Here is a 14,712-nt window from a genome sequence, read left to right as displayed (position 1 = left end):
TTGTGCTTAGGATCAGAAAATTACAATTGCTGTGCATGATCTTGATAATAATTCCAATTAACAGCTTCTCTTTATTTCGTGCACAAGCCGATCCAGCTGAACAGGCTAGCGTTACCCCCTTTCTTCAAGAACTGTTTGCTGACCGTACCCGGTTGTTAATGGATCAGGACAAAACACATATCGAAGACTATTACTTATTCAAAGATAAACGAAGCAGCCAATATGCGTACCTTCATGAAGTAAACAGGGGCGAATATATTCATGAATGGGCCAAGCTTCGAAAAATAAAATTTGTGAATGCAGAAAGCTCCATTCGGATAGCCCGGGCCATAGTGTTAGGCGATACGGCAAAGGTGTCACTTGTTCAGTCCTTGAAATTGAGCTACGAGTATATCGACAGCTATCCCGGTCGGCATGATTTTGGAATTGGAACACGTCATGGCATGACACTGAGAAAAAAAGATAATCGTTGGTACGTGGAACGTGAATGGTATTCAGATCCTCTGGAAGAGAATTCAAAAAAGATTCAAAAATCCGACTTATTTTTTACTCCCCATAAAGATCCGGCAACACCAAAAAGGGTTATTCATAAATACAACAGGGCCCGCGCCGTTGACTATGCCAACAAGTATGCAGGAACGACATGGGGAGCAGGTAATGGGCAGCGATATAATCAAAAATACCTGGATTATAACTCCAAAGGCGGCGATTGTACCAACTTCTCCTCCCAAGTGATCGGGGACAAGGAGGAAGGCGGAGGGCTTCCTATGAAATCAGGGTGGCACTACTTGTATCGCAACGGTGGAAGCCAAGCCTGGGTTCAAACGGACGCATTTAAAAATTTTCTGTTACGCTCCGGTTATGGAAGGATTATAGGACAAGGAAGCTTCTCCGATATTGTCCAATCGGTCAATGAACGACAACAGCATCTCAACAAGCCCCGGTTGCTTCCAGGTGATTTAATTGCTTACGTATTACAAGGAGATGTAGACCACTTCTCGGTTGTAGTCGGATTTGATCAGAGCGGCTATCCCTTAGTCAACTCCCATACCGCAGACCGTTTCAGAGTTCCCTTCGATTTAGGGTGGGATAAAAACACCAAATATTTGTTGATTCATATACAAGATTAAGCATCACGCCCCTTAAGACTTGTTCATATCCCGGAGGTTGCTGTCATAGGAATAATGTGGACAGCTTCTAATGGGGTGGAAAATGATTTGAAATTACCTCTTATCTTAAAACAAACCATGGTGAGAGCTAATGCGATGATTGTTGTAAAAGCCATCGGTTTGGTTGGAAAAGTATTTATGACACGACTTGTTGGAGCTGAAGGAATGGGCCTTTATCAGCTTGCCTATTCCTTCTATAGCTTAATATTGATGATTATTTCAGGGGGATTGCCGACAGCTTTGGGTATGTTTACAGCTAAGCATACTGTAAGAGGCTGGCGGTTATTCAAAGTTTTTGCGATATTCCTGATTCTCACAGGATTGGCATCCAGTATCTTAACCTTTTGGCTATCAAAGCCAATCGCTAATTTGCTCGGCTATCCACAGCTCGATTTTGTAATTCGATGCCTCTCCCCTGCTATACTGACCGTTCCCTTGCTAAGTCTACTGCGCGGATATTTGCAAGGGCTTGAAAGATACACCGCAATTGCCCTCTCGGAAATCATAGAACAAACCGCCAGGATCGGTACTTTAATGTGGCTAGTGCCACTATTTATTCAATCCGGCATCGAGTTTGCTGTAGGCGGAGCGGTGCTGGGAACTTTTTCAGGCGCGTTGCTATCCTTTGCTGTGCTTACTGCTTTTTTTATGTACAATCGTCCCTCTGTAGCTTTATCCCCCCCATCAAGTCGAGCAGATTTACCTTTAGTGGTACAAGCTTCCTTTGCTATTGCGCTTACACGCTTGCTTATCCCGGCTTCCGACTTTATGGATGCGATCATCATCCCTCAACGATTACAGGTTGCCGGGGTTTCTTCCAAGGAAGCAGCGGAAATGTTCGGTATTGTCACAGGTATCGCCCTTGTCGTCGCTTATATGCCTACTCTGATTACAGGCTCGTTAACACATACGCTCACGATGAAAATAACTGCGGATTGGCAAAATAAGGAGTATAGCTTATTCAACAAAAAAAGCCATACCGCCCTTCAGGTAGCATGGGTGTGGGGACTAGCCTCAGGCTTTTTCATTTTTGAGTATGCCTCAGAAATCTCCCTATTTGTTTTTGGTATACAAAGTGCTGAGATCCCCATTAAATCGTTGGCAATGATACCGTTACTCGTCGGATTGCGGGAAATTACAACAAGCATCTTATGGGCACAAAATAGGAAGAAAACTCCCTTTATTGGCCTTGGAACAGGAGTCCTTATCAATTTCATCATTCTGTATTCCTTAGTTTCCATTCCCGGTCTTGGATATGCCGGTATGTCCCTGGGAATCATCATGCTGGAGCTAATTGCAACGGCCTGGAATTTCAAAGCCCTCCACCCCTTCCAACGAACCAAATCCCGAACAGCCATTGTGCTGTTGATGGACATATTAGTTTTTGAAGCCATTCTTATCGTTGGTACGCTGTGTTCCAAGGCGTTATCCTCATTGGGCTGGCCGGAGACGGTTCATATGATTGCAGAGATACTTCATTACTGCTTTTGGTGTGCTATGTATTTGAAAGTGCGATTAAAGAGTGTTTTCGAAGAGTAGCTGTAAAAAGGAAATTAAGTAAAAAGGCCTCCCACAAGTTAATTGAACTCGTGAGAAGCCTTTTTTTCTACTGCAATGTTAACATTTCGTTAACAAAATGTGGCCAATCAGGGATTCTACTCACAGAAACCCTAGATGCATAAAGGGTTCATCACCCTATTACATCATGCCGCCCATTCCACCCATGCCGCCCATATCAGGCATTGCTGCCTTTTCTGGTTCTGGCTTGTCAGCGATAACTGCTTCGGTAGTCAAGAACATTGCTGCTACGGAAGCAGCGTTTTGCAGTGCATAACGAGTTACTTTTGCAGGGTCAACGATACCAGCGTCGATCATGTTTACCCAGTCGCCAGTAGCTGCGTTAAAGCCTACGCCAACTTTTTCACGTTTCAGACGCTCAACGATTACGGAGCCTTCTTCACCCGCATTAGCAGCGATCGTGCGGATTGGAGCTTCCAGAGCGCGCAATACGATGTTCACGCCTGTTTGCTCGTCGCCTTGCAGTTCAACGGCTGCAACAGCGCTGTATACGTTCAGGAGCGCTACACCACCACCGGATACGATACCTTCTTCAACCGCAGCACGGGTTGCGTTCAGGGCATCTTCGATGCGCAGTTTGCGTTCTTTCAATTCTGTTTCAGTAGCCGCACCGACTTTGATAACTGCTACACCGCCGGACAATTTAGCCAGACGCTCTTGCAGTTTCTCTTTGTCGAACTCGGAAGTCGTTTCTTCCAGTTGCGTACGGATTTGGCTAACACGAGCGTCGATGTCGGCTTTATTACCAGCGCCGTCAACCACAATCGTATTTTCTTTTGTGATACGCACTTGACGTGCTGTACCCAGTTGATCTACGGAAGCAGTTTTCAGGTCCAGACCCAGTTCTTCCGTGATTACTTGACCGCCTGTCAGGGCAGCGATATCTTGCAGCATTGCTTTACGGCGGTCACCAAAGCCTGGAGCTTTAACAGCCACAGCGTTGAATGTACCACGCAGTTTGTTAACAACGAGCATAGCCAGCGCTTCGCCTTCGATGTCTTCAGCGATCAGCACGAGTGGTTTGCCTTGTTGTACGATTTTCTCAAGCAAAGGCAAAATTTCTTGTGTGTTCGTGATTTTTTTGTCTGTGATCAGGATATACGGATTGTCCAGCACAGCTTCCATTTTGTCCGTATCTGTAATCATGTACGGGGAAATGTAGCCACGGTCGAACTGCATACCTTCAACCACTTCCAGCTCTGTTGCAAAACCGCGGGATTCCTCAACCGTGATCACACCGTCTTTGCCCACTTTTTCCATAGCTTCAGCGATCAGTTCGCCTACTTCGTCGTCAGCAGCGGAAATACCGGCTACTTGTGCAATGGATTGTTTGCTTTCGATTGGCTTGGAGATCGCTTGCAGTTCAGCAACAGCTGCTTTAACCGCTTTGTCGATCCCTTTACGGATACCGATTGGACTTGCACCGGCAGTTACGTTTTTCAAACCTTCTGTGATGAGGGCTTGAGCCAAAACAGTAGCGGTTGTCGTACCGTCACCAGCTACATCGTTGGTTTTAGTTGCTACTTCTTTAACCAGTTGAGCGCCCATGTTTTCGAAAGCGTCTTCCAGCTCGATTTCTTTTGCAATCGTTACACCGTCATTGGTGATGAGCGGGCTACCGAATTTTTTCTCCAGTACAACGTTACGGCCTTTCGGTCCGAGTGTTACTTTAACAGCGTTAGCCAATGCATCTACCCCACGAAGCATGGAGCGACGAGCGTCTTCACTAAATTTAATGTCTTTTGCCATTTGCGATAAACCTCCCATGGATTATGAATGATTTGTTCGATTCCTATATTCAGGTCTTGTCCGGATTCCGGTTAACCAATGATCGCGTGGATATCGCTTTCTTTCATAATCAAATATTCTTTACCTTCATATTTGATTTCCGTTCCAGCGTATTTAGAGAAGATTACACGGTCGCCTTCTTTTACTTCCAGAGGAATACGGACACCGTCTTTCAATGCGCCTGCGCCAACCGCGATAATTTTGCCTTCTTGCGGCTTTTCCTTAGCAGAGTCAGGAAGTACGATTCCGAAGGAAGTCGTTTGTTCTTGCTCAATTGCTTCCACCAATACGCGTTCACCCAAAGGTTTGATCATGAAAAAATAGCCTCCTTATTAAGTGTTTTATTCCGTTATACGGTTGTTATGTTGTATGTATTAGCACTCGACACTCGTCAGTGCTAACAACCAACTTTATGATACTCAACTTGAGATTGAATTTCAAGTCCCTAATGTATTTTTTATGGGAATTTTTATGGCCGGCCCTTCTCGATTATATCCATCTGCCCTAAAAATAACCGTTACCTCAGGCTAATGGTTATTTTTAGGGCAGCTAAGCTGCTATCTTTTATGATCAGAGTTCCCACCAGTTATCGTTCTGGCGCTACACGCAGTTGTGCCTCCCGTTCCTCGTCCGCACGCAGTTGCTTGCGGTACACCACTGCTGACATATACACACTCACTTCATACAGCACCAGTAACGGGATCGCCACCAGGAAGTCGGAGATAAAATCCGGGGGAGTTATGACGACAGCGACAAAAACAAGCAAAAAATAAGAAATTTTCCGCCATTTACGAAGCCTCATTGGAGTTAACACCCGAATCCCCGTCAGGAACATGATGAGCAGTGGCAGTTCAAACAACAGAGCCACAGGCAGCACAATATTAAACATGAAGGTGAAATATTGGGCGATGCCGTACGTTTCATGCAGTCCCATACTTTTGGTGACAGACGACGTAAACTGAATCGCCATCGGGAAAATAATAAAATAGGCAAAAGCTGCACCGATCACAAACAACAGCAGCACATAAGGTACATACCGCAAAGTCGCGTTCTGTTCTTGCGGTCGCAAGCCTGGACTAACAAACTTCCACAGCTGGTAGCATGCAAACGGCAGCGCAACCGCAATTCCGATCAGCATGGCGATCTTCATGTAGATGCCTATTCCGTCCCAGAAGGAAAATGCATTCAGCTGAAAAGCCTGCGCCGAACCGGAGCGAATAAGCCAGTCATAGACAGGACCTGCGGCGAATAAACCACCAGCCAGTGCCAAAACAAATACAATCAGCACATAAATGATTCTGCGACGTAGCTCTCCCAGATGCTCCATGAGCGGCATTTCATGCTCTGGTGGGGTCACACTCGCTCCTCCTTTCTGGATTGGACGCAGCTGCGCCTCCCAAAAAATAAAGCCCTTCCCTGGAGAAGAGGCTCTTCTTGAAATTATAAAAGCACCCAAAAATAAAATTTATCTAAGACAACTGCTTATCCTCCGGCTGGGGCTGCACTTCTGAAGCCGTTGTATGGGATGCCTTGACTACGCTATCCTTACTGTCTTTGTGTTCAGTCCGTTGGTCTTCAGACAAAATATCACGTGCTCCGTTTTTAAACTCACGGAATGTACGCCCCACAGCGCGACCCAACTCAGGCAGCTTGTTCGGGCCGAATAGCAACAGCGCCAGAATGATTAACAAAATATAACCCGGTGCTCCGATATTAGGCATGAGTGTTATCCTCCTTATGTTGACGGGCAAAAACTAAAAACAAGAACCAGCATCTGGTATACAGACGCAGAAACAACCGTGGGTACCCTGCTTGTCCGTTGTATATTTCTTGTATGTTTGCTCGCATACAGTCATGTAAATTCTTACGGATATCATACCACACTCAGCATACTGCCTTCTACCGGAACTGGCCTGTCACCATAAGAAGCGCCTCTGGCAATTGATCCATAATAGCCGCCAAATTTTCGTGCACGCCCTTGGGCGTTCCCGGCAAATTTACAATTAGCGTACGTCCCCGAATTCCTACGATTCCACGAAAAAGCATGGCTGTCGGATTTTTCTGCATCACAATCATACGCATCGCTTCCGCCATGCCGGGCACTTCCCGTTCCACGACCCGCCGAGTCGCCTCGGGTGTCACATCACGGATCGCCAGCTCGGTTCCACCCGTCGTCAGCACCAGGTCTGCATGAAAATAATCGGTCATTTCGATTAAAGCCGCAATAATTTCATCCGGTTCATCGGGAACGATCCGGTACTCCACAATCTCTCCGCCCAGCTCTTCTTCGATGAGTTCCCGGATGACCTGTGCGCTTGTATCCTCACGCTCTCCCCTCGCCCCTTTATCACTGGCTGTCAGGATCGCCGTTTTCCACACCATATGATCACCCTTCTCCTATCATGAAAGAATACTTTCTCTTCTGAAAATCAGAAACAGCTACGCTGCATTCTCCATCACATCACAGTACCCTCTCCGCGACATGTTGTCTATGTCAAGGTTCCTGGTGGTCCTCCCTTTGAAAATCCCCATGCTTGCCACCTGTTTTCGATTGCAGCATGGTAGGGCCGATGATCATATCTTTTTGCAGCGCCTTGCACATATCATACACGGTTAACGCTGCGGCTGAAGCCGCTGTCAAAGCTTCCATTTCCACACCTGTCTTGCCCTCAGTCTTCACTTCGGCTTCAATATGAAGCACATCATGTCCATTATCGGAAAACGTAATATTTACGCCCGTCAGAGCCAGCGGATGGCACATGGGAATCCAGTCCGACGTTTTTTTCGCGCCTTGAATCCCGGCGACCTGGGCCACAGCAAGAACATCGCCCTTGCCGATCCTACCCTCTTTCACAGCCGTGAGTGTAGCCGGATTCATCGTAATCCGCGACACGGCGACTGCTGTACGAACCGTGGACGCTTTGCCCGAAATATCCACCATACGAGCTCGTCCCTGTTCGTTAAAATGAGTAAAGGAATCCACGACTCCCTCACAGCTCCTTTCACATGCCATACTTCGCTTCATTCATCGTTTGTTTTTTTCTGATTTTGCAATATCGCAATGTATGTGGCCTTCCGGGGTAAAAAGCACTTCCACCCTCAAATCCCCCGGCTCCATGGGTACCTGCTCCTGCAGTTGTCCCGGCAGCAGCAGCGAAACATACAGCGGACCTGCATTGCCGTTGGCACGCTTCTCTGCTTCTACCTGTACGGTGAAACGATCATAGTAGCCTCCGCCGTAGCCGATTCTGCCCCCATGACGGTCAAAGGCCAATCCCGGCACGACAACCCAGTCGATTTTCGACCACATTTCAGGCGCCCATTTCTCGCATGTGGGCGCAGGCTCAGGAATGTTCCACATGCCGGGCACGATATCGCTGTGCTGCCCCATCTGCCTCAGCTCCATGGTCCGGGTTACCGGGTCCACTCTGGGAGCCAGCACACGGTCCCCCCGTGACCAGCAATGCTCGATAAAGGGAGTCGTAGAAATCTCGCTGCCAAAAGAAAGATAGCTAAATATCGTCAGCCTATCTCCGTTTCTGTCTATTCTAAGCTGCTCCCATGCCTCAATTGCATGCCGACAGGCCACAGCCGATGCCTCCTGCCGCGTCAGCGGGTCCATGGAGTCCCGCGCCTCCCGTTGCTGCAAGCGCAGCGCGTTCTTCACACTCCAGACATCCAAAGAATATCCGTCCTCCCGCACAATCGTCGATAATGCTTTAAAACGTTACTATTTATCCAATTGTCAGTAAGTCTTGTACCTTGCAAGCTTTTTTCATTTTTTTTCAGTTCTCGTTTAAGTTTATCATTGTTTATACAAATTGACTACACGCGGCTCAAGGGTTTACAGGGTGATAGCAGTGCATTAGTGGGTATTTTCATGTAAACTGGAAGGAAGACACCCTGCGGAGGAAGCGGGGAAAACTGTGCATAATGTAATGGAGGAACGATACGCGATGCTATTGCAAGTAACTGGAATTACGAAATCCTATGGAATTGAGCCCGTTCTGGACGGGATTAACCTTCAAATATTGGAACGTGAACGCATTGGACTGGTAGGTGTGAACGGCGCGGGCAAATCAACATTGCTCAAGATCATCGCTGGAGAATTATCCTATGAAGGTGGACAAATTTTCAAGGCGAAGGAGACCAGCATTGGTTATTTGGCACAAAACAGCGGCTTGAACTCCGACCGATCCATCTGGGCAGAAATGATGCTCGTATTCACTCCACTGATCGAAGCCGAGCGGGATTTGCGGCAGCTGGAGCAGGAAATCGCCGACCCGACCAATGCGCAGAACGAGAAGCGCTATGCAGATCTGCTGGAAAGATATGCGAGAAGATCAGACTGGTTCAAGGATCACGGCGGCTACGAAATGGAGACCCGGATTCGCAGCGTGCTTCATGGCATGGGCTTTGGCTCATTTGCACCAGAGACGCCTGTATCCACACTGAGCGGCGGACAGAAAACACGTCTCGCGCTGGCCCGCATTCTGCTGCTCGCCCCGGATGTACTCATGCTGGATGAGCCGACCAACTATCTGGATATTCAAACACTAACCTGGCTCGAAGATTATTTGCGCGGCTATTCCGGCTCGCTGCTGGTCGTATCCCATGACCGTTATTTTCTGGATCGACTGGTGACGACCATTATCGAAATCGAGCGTCATCGTTCGACCCGATATACAGGTAACTATAGTCGATATATGGAGCTGAAAGCTGCCGAGTACGAAACCAATCTCAAGCACTATGAGAAGCAGCAAGGGGAAATTGCCCGTCTGGAGGCATTCGTACAACGCAATATCGTGCGAGCTTCCACCACCAAGCGTGCCCAGAGCCGCCGCAAGCAGCTGGATAAAATGGATCGAATGGATCGGCCGATGGGGGATCTGAAAAAAGCCCATTTTTCCTTTGAAACAGCTTATATGTCGGGGAAGGAAGTGCTGGAGGTACGCGACCTCTCCGTAGCCTATGAAGGTAAGAAACCGTTATTTCAGCATGCATCCTTCGACTTAAAACGCGGCGATACCGTTGCGCTGATTGGTCCGAACGGGATCGGAAAATCGACGCTGCTCAAATGCCTCACCGGAACATTAAAGCCTGCCGCCGGGTCCATTGACTGGGGCACGAAAATCAAAATCGGCCTGTATGATCAGGAGCAAACGAACCTGAACCCGGCCAATACGGTGCTGGAGGAGCTATGGAGCGAGTACCCCCATATGGAGGAGGCACGAATTCGCACAGTGCTGGGTAACTTCCTGTTCAGCGGTGACGATGTGCTGAAAAAGGTAGCTACTTTAAGCGGCGGTGAAAAGGCCCGCGTCTCTCTCTCCAAGCTGATGCTGCGCGAAGCCAATGTGCTGATTCTTGATGAGCCTACCAACCATCTCGACCTGTTCAGTAGAGAAGTGCTGGAGGCTGCCCTAATCGACTATGACGGCACACTGCTGTTCATCTCCCATGACCGTTATTTTCTTAACAAAATGGCGGAACGTGTCATTGAGCTTCATCCTGGAGGAATAGAACATTTCCTGGGGAATTATGATGACTATGTAGACAAAAAGCAGGAGCTGGCGGAAATTGCGCAGGAAGCTCTGGAGTCCAGTCAGGCAACGCGAAGCAAAGTATCATCTATATCCGCAACGAATGAGACAGCATCCAAAACAGGTGCAGCAGCCTATGCCGCAGACAAACAAGCCAAGAGCGAGGAACGCAGTCGCCAGCGCAAGCTGGAGACACTGGAGAATCAGATTAAAGAGCTGGAAGAACAAATTACCAAGCTGGAGGAGCAAATGACTCTGCCAGAGGTTTATCAGGATTACACGGCGCTTCAGGATATTCAGACACAACTTGACGCACGCAAGCAGGAATTGACAGCAACCTACGCTTCATGGGAGGAACTGTTAGAGGAGTAAGATCTGCTTCACCATTATGGCCTTAAAAATTTCACATTTGCCCCATTCATCTTTTTATACACAAAGATATCCACAGAATATGTGCATGGAATGTATTGAAAAATGGCCTTTGGGGCCATTTTTTTATTGATAAAAAGCCATTTTCATATGAAAACCATTTTTATCCACCCTTTTATCCACATTATCCACAGATTTCACAAAATCTAAAGATACATAATGTCCCCTATTCTTGTATCCTAAAAAAGTCTTAAGCTGCTTGCTTTGAGCTTAATTATCCACATTTCGGACGGGATATGTGGATAACTTTGTTCACAACTTGACAAATCATATCATTGTTCGAGGAGTATTAAATTTTAGTTTTTTTTGATGAATGCTGAAAAATCGTGCAGCATCATGACGAACGATGCGGGGGAAATTAGACACGAAGCTTCACCTGCTCAAAATCCTGTATTTATACCTATTGAATTTTATATATAGATCTGAATCCAATTCATAAATGATTAAGTCAACGAAATGTAGAGTACATATAGGCATTTAGCTTATTATGAAGCATAAAAAGACACGACCCAAACGAGCCGCGTCCCAATCTACTTTCTTCACTTACCTTCTACTCACCAGCACAATGCTTCTCCATTTAAGATTGAACGGACCACTCCTCCAGAGACAGCCCGGGATCAGCTTTCATGTCCAGCGAGGTGAATTCTCCGCGCTTCCACTTGGCGTAAGCTGCGGCACCAATCATGGCTGCATTATCCGTACAATATTTCATAGATGGCACAAGTAACTCGATACCTTCACGCTCGCAACGTTCGCGAAGTACCGTCCGCAGTCCGCGATTGGCAGCAACACCGCCGCATAGCAGTAGCTGCTTCGCACCGTATTCACGCATAGCACGAATCGCTTTTTCTACCAGCACCTCGACGACCGATTCTTGAAAGCCTCTTGCGATAGCTCCGGCATGAACAGTTTCTCCGCGCATTTTCGTCTGGTTGATCACATTCAGCACCGCCGATTTCAAGCCGCTGAAGCTAAAATCATAAGAATCCGGCTCCAACCATGCACGGGGCAAAGTGATTGCTTCCTCCGATTCATGAGCCGTTCGGTCTACGTGCGGACCACCGGGATACGGAAATCCAATAGCCCGTGCTACTTTGTCATAGGCTTCCCCAACCGCATCATCCCGCGTGCGCCCAATCAGGTGAAAATGACCCTCGGACTCCATCCATACCAGCTCCGTGTGCCCACCCGATACGACCAGAGCGATGCACGGATATACAATTGTATGCTCCAGCTGATTGGCATAAATATGTCCTGCGATATGATGTGTTCCAATCAACGGCTTGCCGAATGCCATAGCGGCGCTCTTGGCAGCAACAATGCCCACCAGCAACGCACCAACCAGTCCCGGCCCTTGCGTCACGGCTACCGCCGAAAGCTCGCGGGGCGTAATTCCCGATGCTTGCATGGCCTCGTCCAGCATGTAGGTAATGCTCTCCACATGCTTGCGGGATGCCACCTCCGGCACAACTCCGCCAAAGGCTTTATGTGTTTCAATCTGACTGGAAATCAGGTTAGAAAGCACCTCAGTGCCATTTTTCACGACGGACACAGCTGTCTCGTCACAGCTCGTCTCCACTGCCAATATATAGCAAGGCTCACCAGAGGCGGCGCCTGTACCTGCTTTTTCCTCTTGCGTCATTGCTTCTGCACGCTTCCTTCCTGTTCACCGGATGCCTCATGTGTGGGAAGATCCGCCCACATGATCACGGCATCCTCGTTATTATCCGAATAATAGCCCTTGCGAACACCCGCTGGCTTAAAGCCCTTTTTCTCATATAAGCCCTGAGCAATCCGATTCGTCACTCGTACCTCCAGCGTCATGCGTTCCATCCCCAGATAAGAGGCGGTTTGCATTAACTCGTCCAGCAGCTTATTTCCAAGCTTGCGCCCGCGATAGGCCTCACGAACAGCAATATTCGTAATATGAGCCTCGTCCATAATCGTCCACATCCCTGCGTAGCCGATCGCCTGTCCGTTCAGCTCCATAATCATATATTTAGCAAAATGATTCATCGTCAATTCATTGCGGAACGCTTCCTCCGTCCACGGTAGCGTGAACGCTTCATGCTCAATCGCCAGCACATCGGGAATATCGTCCAGCTGCATCAGTCGAAACTCCAGCTTTTCTTCCCGTTGTATGTTCTTTGCCATGTTGTTCACCGCTCTCTTCAGCGCTGACGAAGCAGATTGGCTTCCGCCTCCGCCAACTGGGTATAGTTTGGAACCAGCGTATGTAGCTCGTCATGTTCCTGACGAAGCAGCTTATCCGCCCCCAGGCGGCCAACCCATCTTCCTTCCAGCTCATAAGGTACGATACGAAGCTCGCTCCATGCACGCAGGCGCTCGGCTGTTTCTGCGTGAACCGCCGTTTCACCGACCAGCCAAATGACCGCAGGGCGCTCTTCGGACGGCAAAGCCTCCAGTCGTTGCAGCAGATCCTCGGTCCAAGTGGCCATCAGCCGGATCGCATCCGACTCCAGACGCTGTGGAATCCCTCTATCGCCGTCCATATTCACAGCGAACAAGCCTGTGTAAACCTGCCCACGCCGCGCATCCAGCACTGGAACGATCCAGTCTGTCGCCTGCTCTCCAGCCAAGTGCTTACTTGCTGACTCATTTCCAGCTTCTTGCTCCTGCGACTCGGTGCCGCGACTCCAACCGCCCCAGGCCAGCGCATGCAAAGTGGATACGGATGTCACCGGGACGCCCCATGCCCAAGCGAGTGTTTTCGCTGCGGTCACGGCAATGCGAATACCTGTGTAGGACCCCGGTCCGACACCCACCGCAATGCCGTCTACATCATCCCGTGTCAGCCCGTCTTCGTTCAGAAGCCGTTTTAATTCGGAAATCACGTGCACCGAGTGATTGCGTTCGCCATAGACATTGCTTTCTCCCAGTAACTCTTTTCCGTCCATCAGGGCTGCCGCCATCACGGTCGTCGCTGTATCTAACGCCAAAAACCGCTCACGCGGCTTTACATTCTCATTTGTATGCTCTCTTTGCATGGTTCAAACTCCATTCTCCCGCAAACTGCGGCACCATTGTTCATAAGGCTCGCCGTACCCGGTCAGGTGAATCAAGCGCTCCTCCACATCCGTTGTTTCTATATACATGTGAAGCCGCTGCTCCGGCAACATATCCGGTATAATACTGCCCCATTCCACCAGACATACGCCTGTCCCGTAAAAATATTCGTCCAGCCCAAGATCCTCTGCCTCATCCTGTGTAATACGGTACACATCCATATGGTACAAGGGCAATCGGCCTTCATACTCCTTAATGAGCGTAAAGGTTGGGCTGTTTACGATACCCGGGACACCCAGATAACTGGCAAAGGCTTTGGAAAAAGCGGTTTTGCCCGCTCCCAGATCTCCATCCAGCACGATCACCGTTCCGGGTACCGCTTTGGCTGCCAAAAAACCTGCCAAAGCCCCGGTCTGCGCCTCCCCGGCAGAACGGAACGTTAACTGTTCCTGCGAAATTGTCATATATTTTAATCACCTTTCGTCCGAATCGGACCGTTCCAACTTGTCCTTTATTATATAGTTCACCTTATGTCGCCGCAAGACATGAAGACATGCTACGGTAAGATGGGTGTAACAAAACATTTTACTCATGATTGACGTACAGCAGGCTATGTTTATGTATGAATTGTTCGTAAATCGTCCTGGGACAGCTTTTACCAAACCGAATTGGGCGATGTGCTAAAGGAACTGGGGGCTGAGTGGCGAACAAATCGTTGCCCACCACAATGAAATGCTCGGTAAGCGTTTTGTACGTTTGCTTGCAACGCAGGCTGTACATTTTTAATATGAATCATTCTGATTTAAGGGATGTATGATAAATAATAGAGCGAGTCACCCGCCAAAAGTTTCTCGCTCAGAGGTCGATTGCTTTTAAGCAGTCGGCTTGTTTATATGTGTATAGAAGGTCCGATTGTATTGGTTGATGAGTTCGTCGAGAAGCATAGATTGCTTGAGCACACGGGCATCATCCAATCCGTGTTCTTTTTGAAGATCGTAGAGCTTCTGTCTGTTCTTTTCCAAGCGATATCGTAAAATTTCTTGCTTTTTCATCACAATTCCTCCCACTATAAATTAATATTTTCTCTTGTTTACTCACTCATTCTTCGATTTTCAGCCATTGACAGGTCGATAATTGGAGAAGTCATGTAAGGATGACATTATTTTCTGACAGAGCCG

The 14,712-nt window shown here is 48.2% G+C and carries 15 protein-coding genes; 3 read left to right on the top strand and 12 right to left on the bottom strand.

Going from position 1 to position 14,712, the window contains the following annotated elements:
• The first annotated feature begins 2 nt into the window (after positions 1 to 2).
• Together ACIFO6_RS06960 and ACIFO6_RS06955 are read left to right on the top strand one after the other, a co-directional pair.
• Positions 3 to 1,130 carry an amidase domain-containing protein gene (locus tag ACIFO6_RS06960; RefSeq protein WP_430039365.1) on the top strand — a complete coding sequence of 376 codons (1,128 nt, stop codon included), beginning with the start codon at positions 3 to 5 and terminating at the stop codon, positions 1,128 to 1,130.
• Positions 1,131 to 1,184: 54 nt separating this feature from the next.
• A complete protein-coding gene (locus tag ACIFO6_RS06955; protein ID WP_430039363.1) occupies positions 1,185 to 2,708 on the top strand; it encodes an oligosaccharide flippase family protein in 1,524 nt (507 codons plus the stop codon).
• Positions 2,709 to 2,867: 159 nt separating this feature from the next.
• Here ACIFO6_RS06955 and groL read toward each other — a convergent pair whose 3' ends face one another.
• The 7 genes from groL to ACIFO6_RS06920 all read right to left on the bottom strand — a co-directional run bounded on the left by groL (position 2,868) and on the right by ACIFO6_RS06920 (position 8,217).
• Positions 2,868 to 4,496 (bottom strand): chaperonin GroEL, encoded by a 1,629-nt coding sequence (groL, locus tag ACIFO6_RS06950; protein ID WP_025685232.1) that lies wholly within the window; start codon positions 4,494 to 4,496, stop codon positions 2,868 to 2,870.
• Positions 4,497 to 4,567: 71 nt separating this feature from the next.
• Positions 4,568 to 4,849, bottom strand: coding sequence for a co-chaperone GroES (groES, locus tag ACIFO6_RS06945; RefSeq protein WP_014280320.1), 282 nt, complete (start codon positions 4,847 to 4,849; stop codon positions 4,568 to 4,570).
• Positions 4,850 to 5,121: 272 nt separating this feature from the next.
• A complete protein-coding gene (tatC, locus tag ACIFO6_RS06940) occupies positions 5,122 to 5,892 on the bottom strand; it encodes a twin-arginine translocase subunit TatC (RefSeq protein WP_430039360.1) in 771 nt (256 codons plus the stop codon).
• Positions 5,893 to 6,004: 112 nt separating this feature from the next.
• Positions 6,005 to 6,256, bottom strand: a complete 252-nt coding sequence (locus ACIFO6_RS06935) for a twin-arginine translocase TatA/TatE family subunit (RefSeq protein ID WP_430039358.1) — start codon at positions 6,254 to 6,256, stop codon at positions 6,005 to 6,007.
• Between the two features lie 178 nt (positions 6,257 to 6,434).
• Positions 6,435 to 6,917, bottom strand: a complete 483-nt coding sequence (locus tag ACIFO6_RS06930; RefSeq protein WP_025685236.1) for a MogA/MoaB family molybdenum cofactor biosynthesis protein — start codon at positions 6,915 to 6,917, stop codon at positions 6,435 to 6,437.
• Positions 6,918 to 7,029: 112 nt separating this feature from the next.
• The gene (gene moaC, locus ACIFO6_RS06925) at positions 7,030 to 7,518 is read right to left on the bottom strand and encodes a cyclic pyranopterin monophosphate synthase MoaC (protein WP_192510293.1); all 489 of its coding nucleotides are present in this window, start codon (positions 7,516 to 7,518) and stop codon (positions 7,030 to 7,032) included.
• Between the two features lie 42 nt (positions 7,519 to 7,560).
• Positions 7,561 to 8,217 (bottom strand): 5-formyltetrahydrofolate cyclo-ligase, encoded by a 657-nt coding sequence (locus ACIFO6_RS06920; protein ID WP_430039356.1) that lies wholly within the window; start codon positions 8,215 to 8,217, stop codon positions 7,561 to 7,563.
• 274 nt (positions 8,218 to 8,491) lie between these two features.
• Here ACIFO6_RS06920 and ACIFO6_RS06915 point away from each other — a divergent pair, with 274 nt between their 5' ends.
• On the top strand, positions 8,492 to 10,450 hold the full coding sequence (locus tag ACIFO6_RS06915) for an ABC-F family ATP-binding cassette domain-containing protein (protein WP_430039490.1): 1,959 nt from the start codon (positions 8,492 to 8,494) through the stop codon (positions 10,448 to 10,450).
• Positions 10,451 to 11,084: 634 nt separating this feature from the next.
• On the opposite strand, the gene tsaD is transcribed toward ACIFO6_RS06915, so the two are convergent.
• The 5 genes from tsaD to ACIFO6_RS06890 all read right to left on the bottom strand — a co-directional run bounded on the left by tsaD (position 11,085) and on the right by ACIFO6_RS06890 (position 14,586).
• Positions 11,085 to 12,149 (bottom strand): tRNA (adenosine(37)-N6)-threonylcarbamoyltransferase complex transferase subunit TsaD, encoded by a 1,065-nt coding sequence (gene tsaD / locus ACIFO6_RS06910; protein WP_430039354.1) that lies wholly within the window; start codon positions 12,147 to 12,149, stop codon positions 11,085 to 11,087.
• Complete coding sequence (gene rimI, locus ACIFO6_RS06905; protein WP_430039352.1) at positions 12,146 to 12,661, bottom strand: ribosomal protein S18-alanine N-acetyltransferase; 516 nt, start codon at positions 12,659 to 12,661, stop codon at positions 12,146 to 12,148. The genes tsaD and rimI overlap by 4 nt, the downstream gene beginning before the upstream one ends.
• Positions 12,662 to 12,678: 17 nt before the next feature.
• Positions 12,679 to 13,515 carry a tRNA (adenosine(37)-N6)-threonylcarbamoyltransferase complex dimerization subunit type 1 TsaB gene (gene tsaB, locus ACIFO6_RS06900; RefSeq protein WP_430039350.1) on the bottom strand — a complete coding sequence of 279 codons (837 nt, stop codon included), beginning with the start codon at positions 13,513 to 13,515 and terminating at the stop codon, positions 12,679 to 12,681.
• 3 nt (positions 13,516 to 13,518) lie between these two features.
• Entirely contained in the window at positions 13,519 to 13,998 is a 480-nt protein-coding gene (tsaE, locus tag ACIFO6_RS06895) for a tRNA (adenosine(37)-N6)-threonylcarbamoyltransferase complex ATPase subunit type 1 TsaE (protein WP_430039348.1), read from the bottom strand.
• A 408-nt stretch (positions 13,999 to 14,406) separates the two neighbouring features.
• A complete protein-coding gene (locus tag ACIFO6_RS06890; RefSeq protein ID WP_430039346.1) occupies positions 14,407 to 14,586 on the bottom strand; it encodes an aspartyl-phosphate phosphatase Spo0E family protein in 180 nt (59 codons plus the stop codon).
• Between the last annotated feature and the right edge of the window lie 126 nt (positions 14,587 to 14,712).

The sequence above is a fragment of the Paenibacillus sp. NRS-1781 genome (genome assembly GCF_050467745.1).
Lineage (GTDB): Bacteria > Bacillota > Bacilli > Paenibacillales > Paenibacillaceae > Paenibacillus > Paenibacillus terrae_A.
Note: the sequence above shows the minus strand (reverse complement) of the source record. Positions and strands in the feature narration are given on the sequence as shown.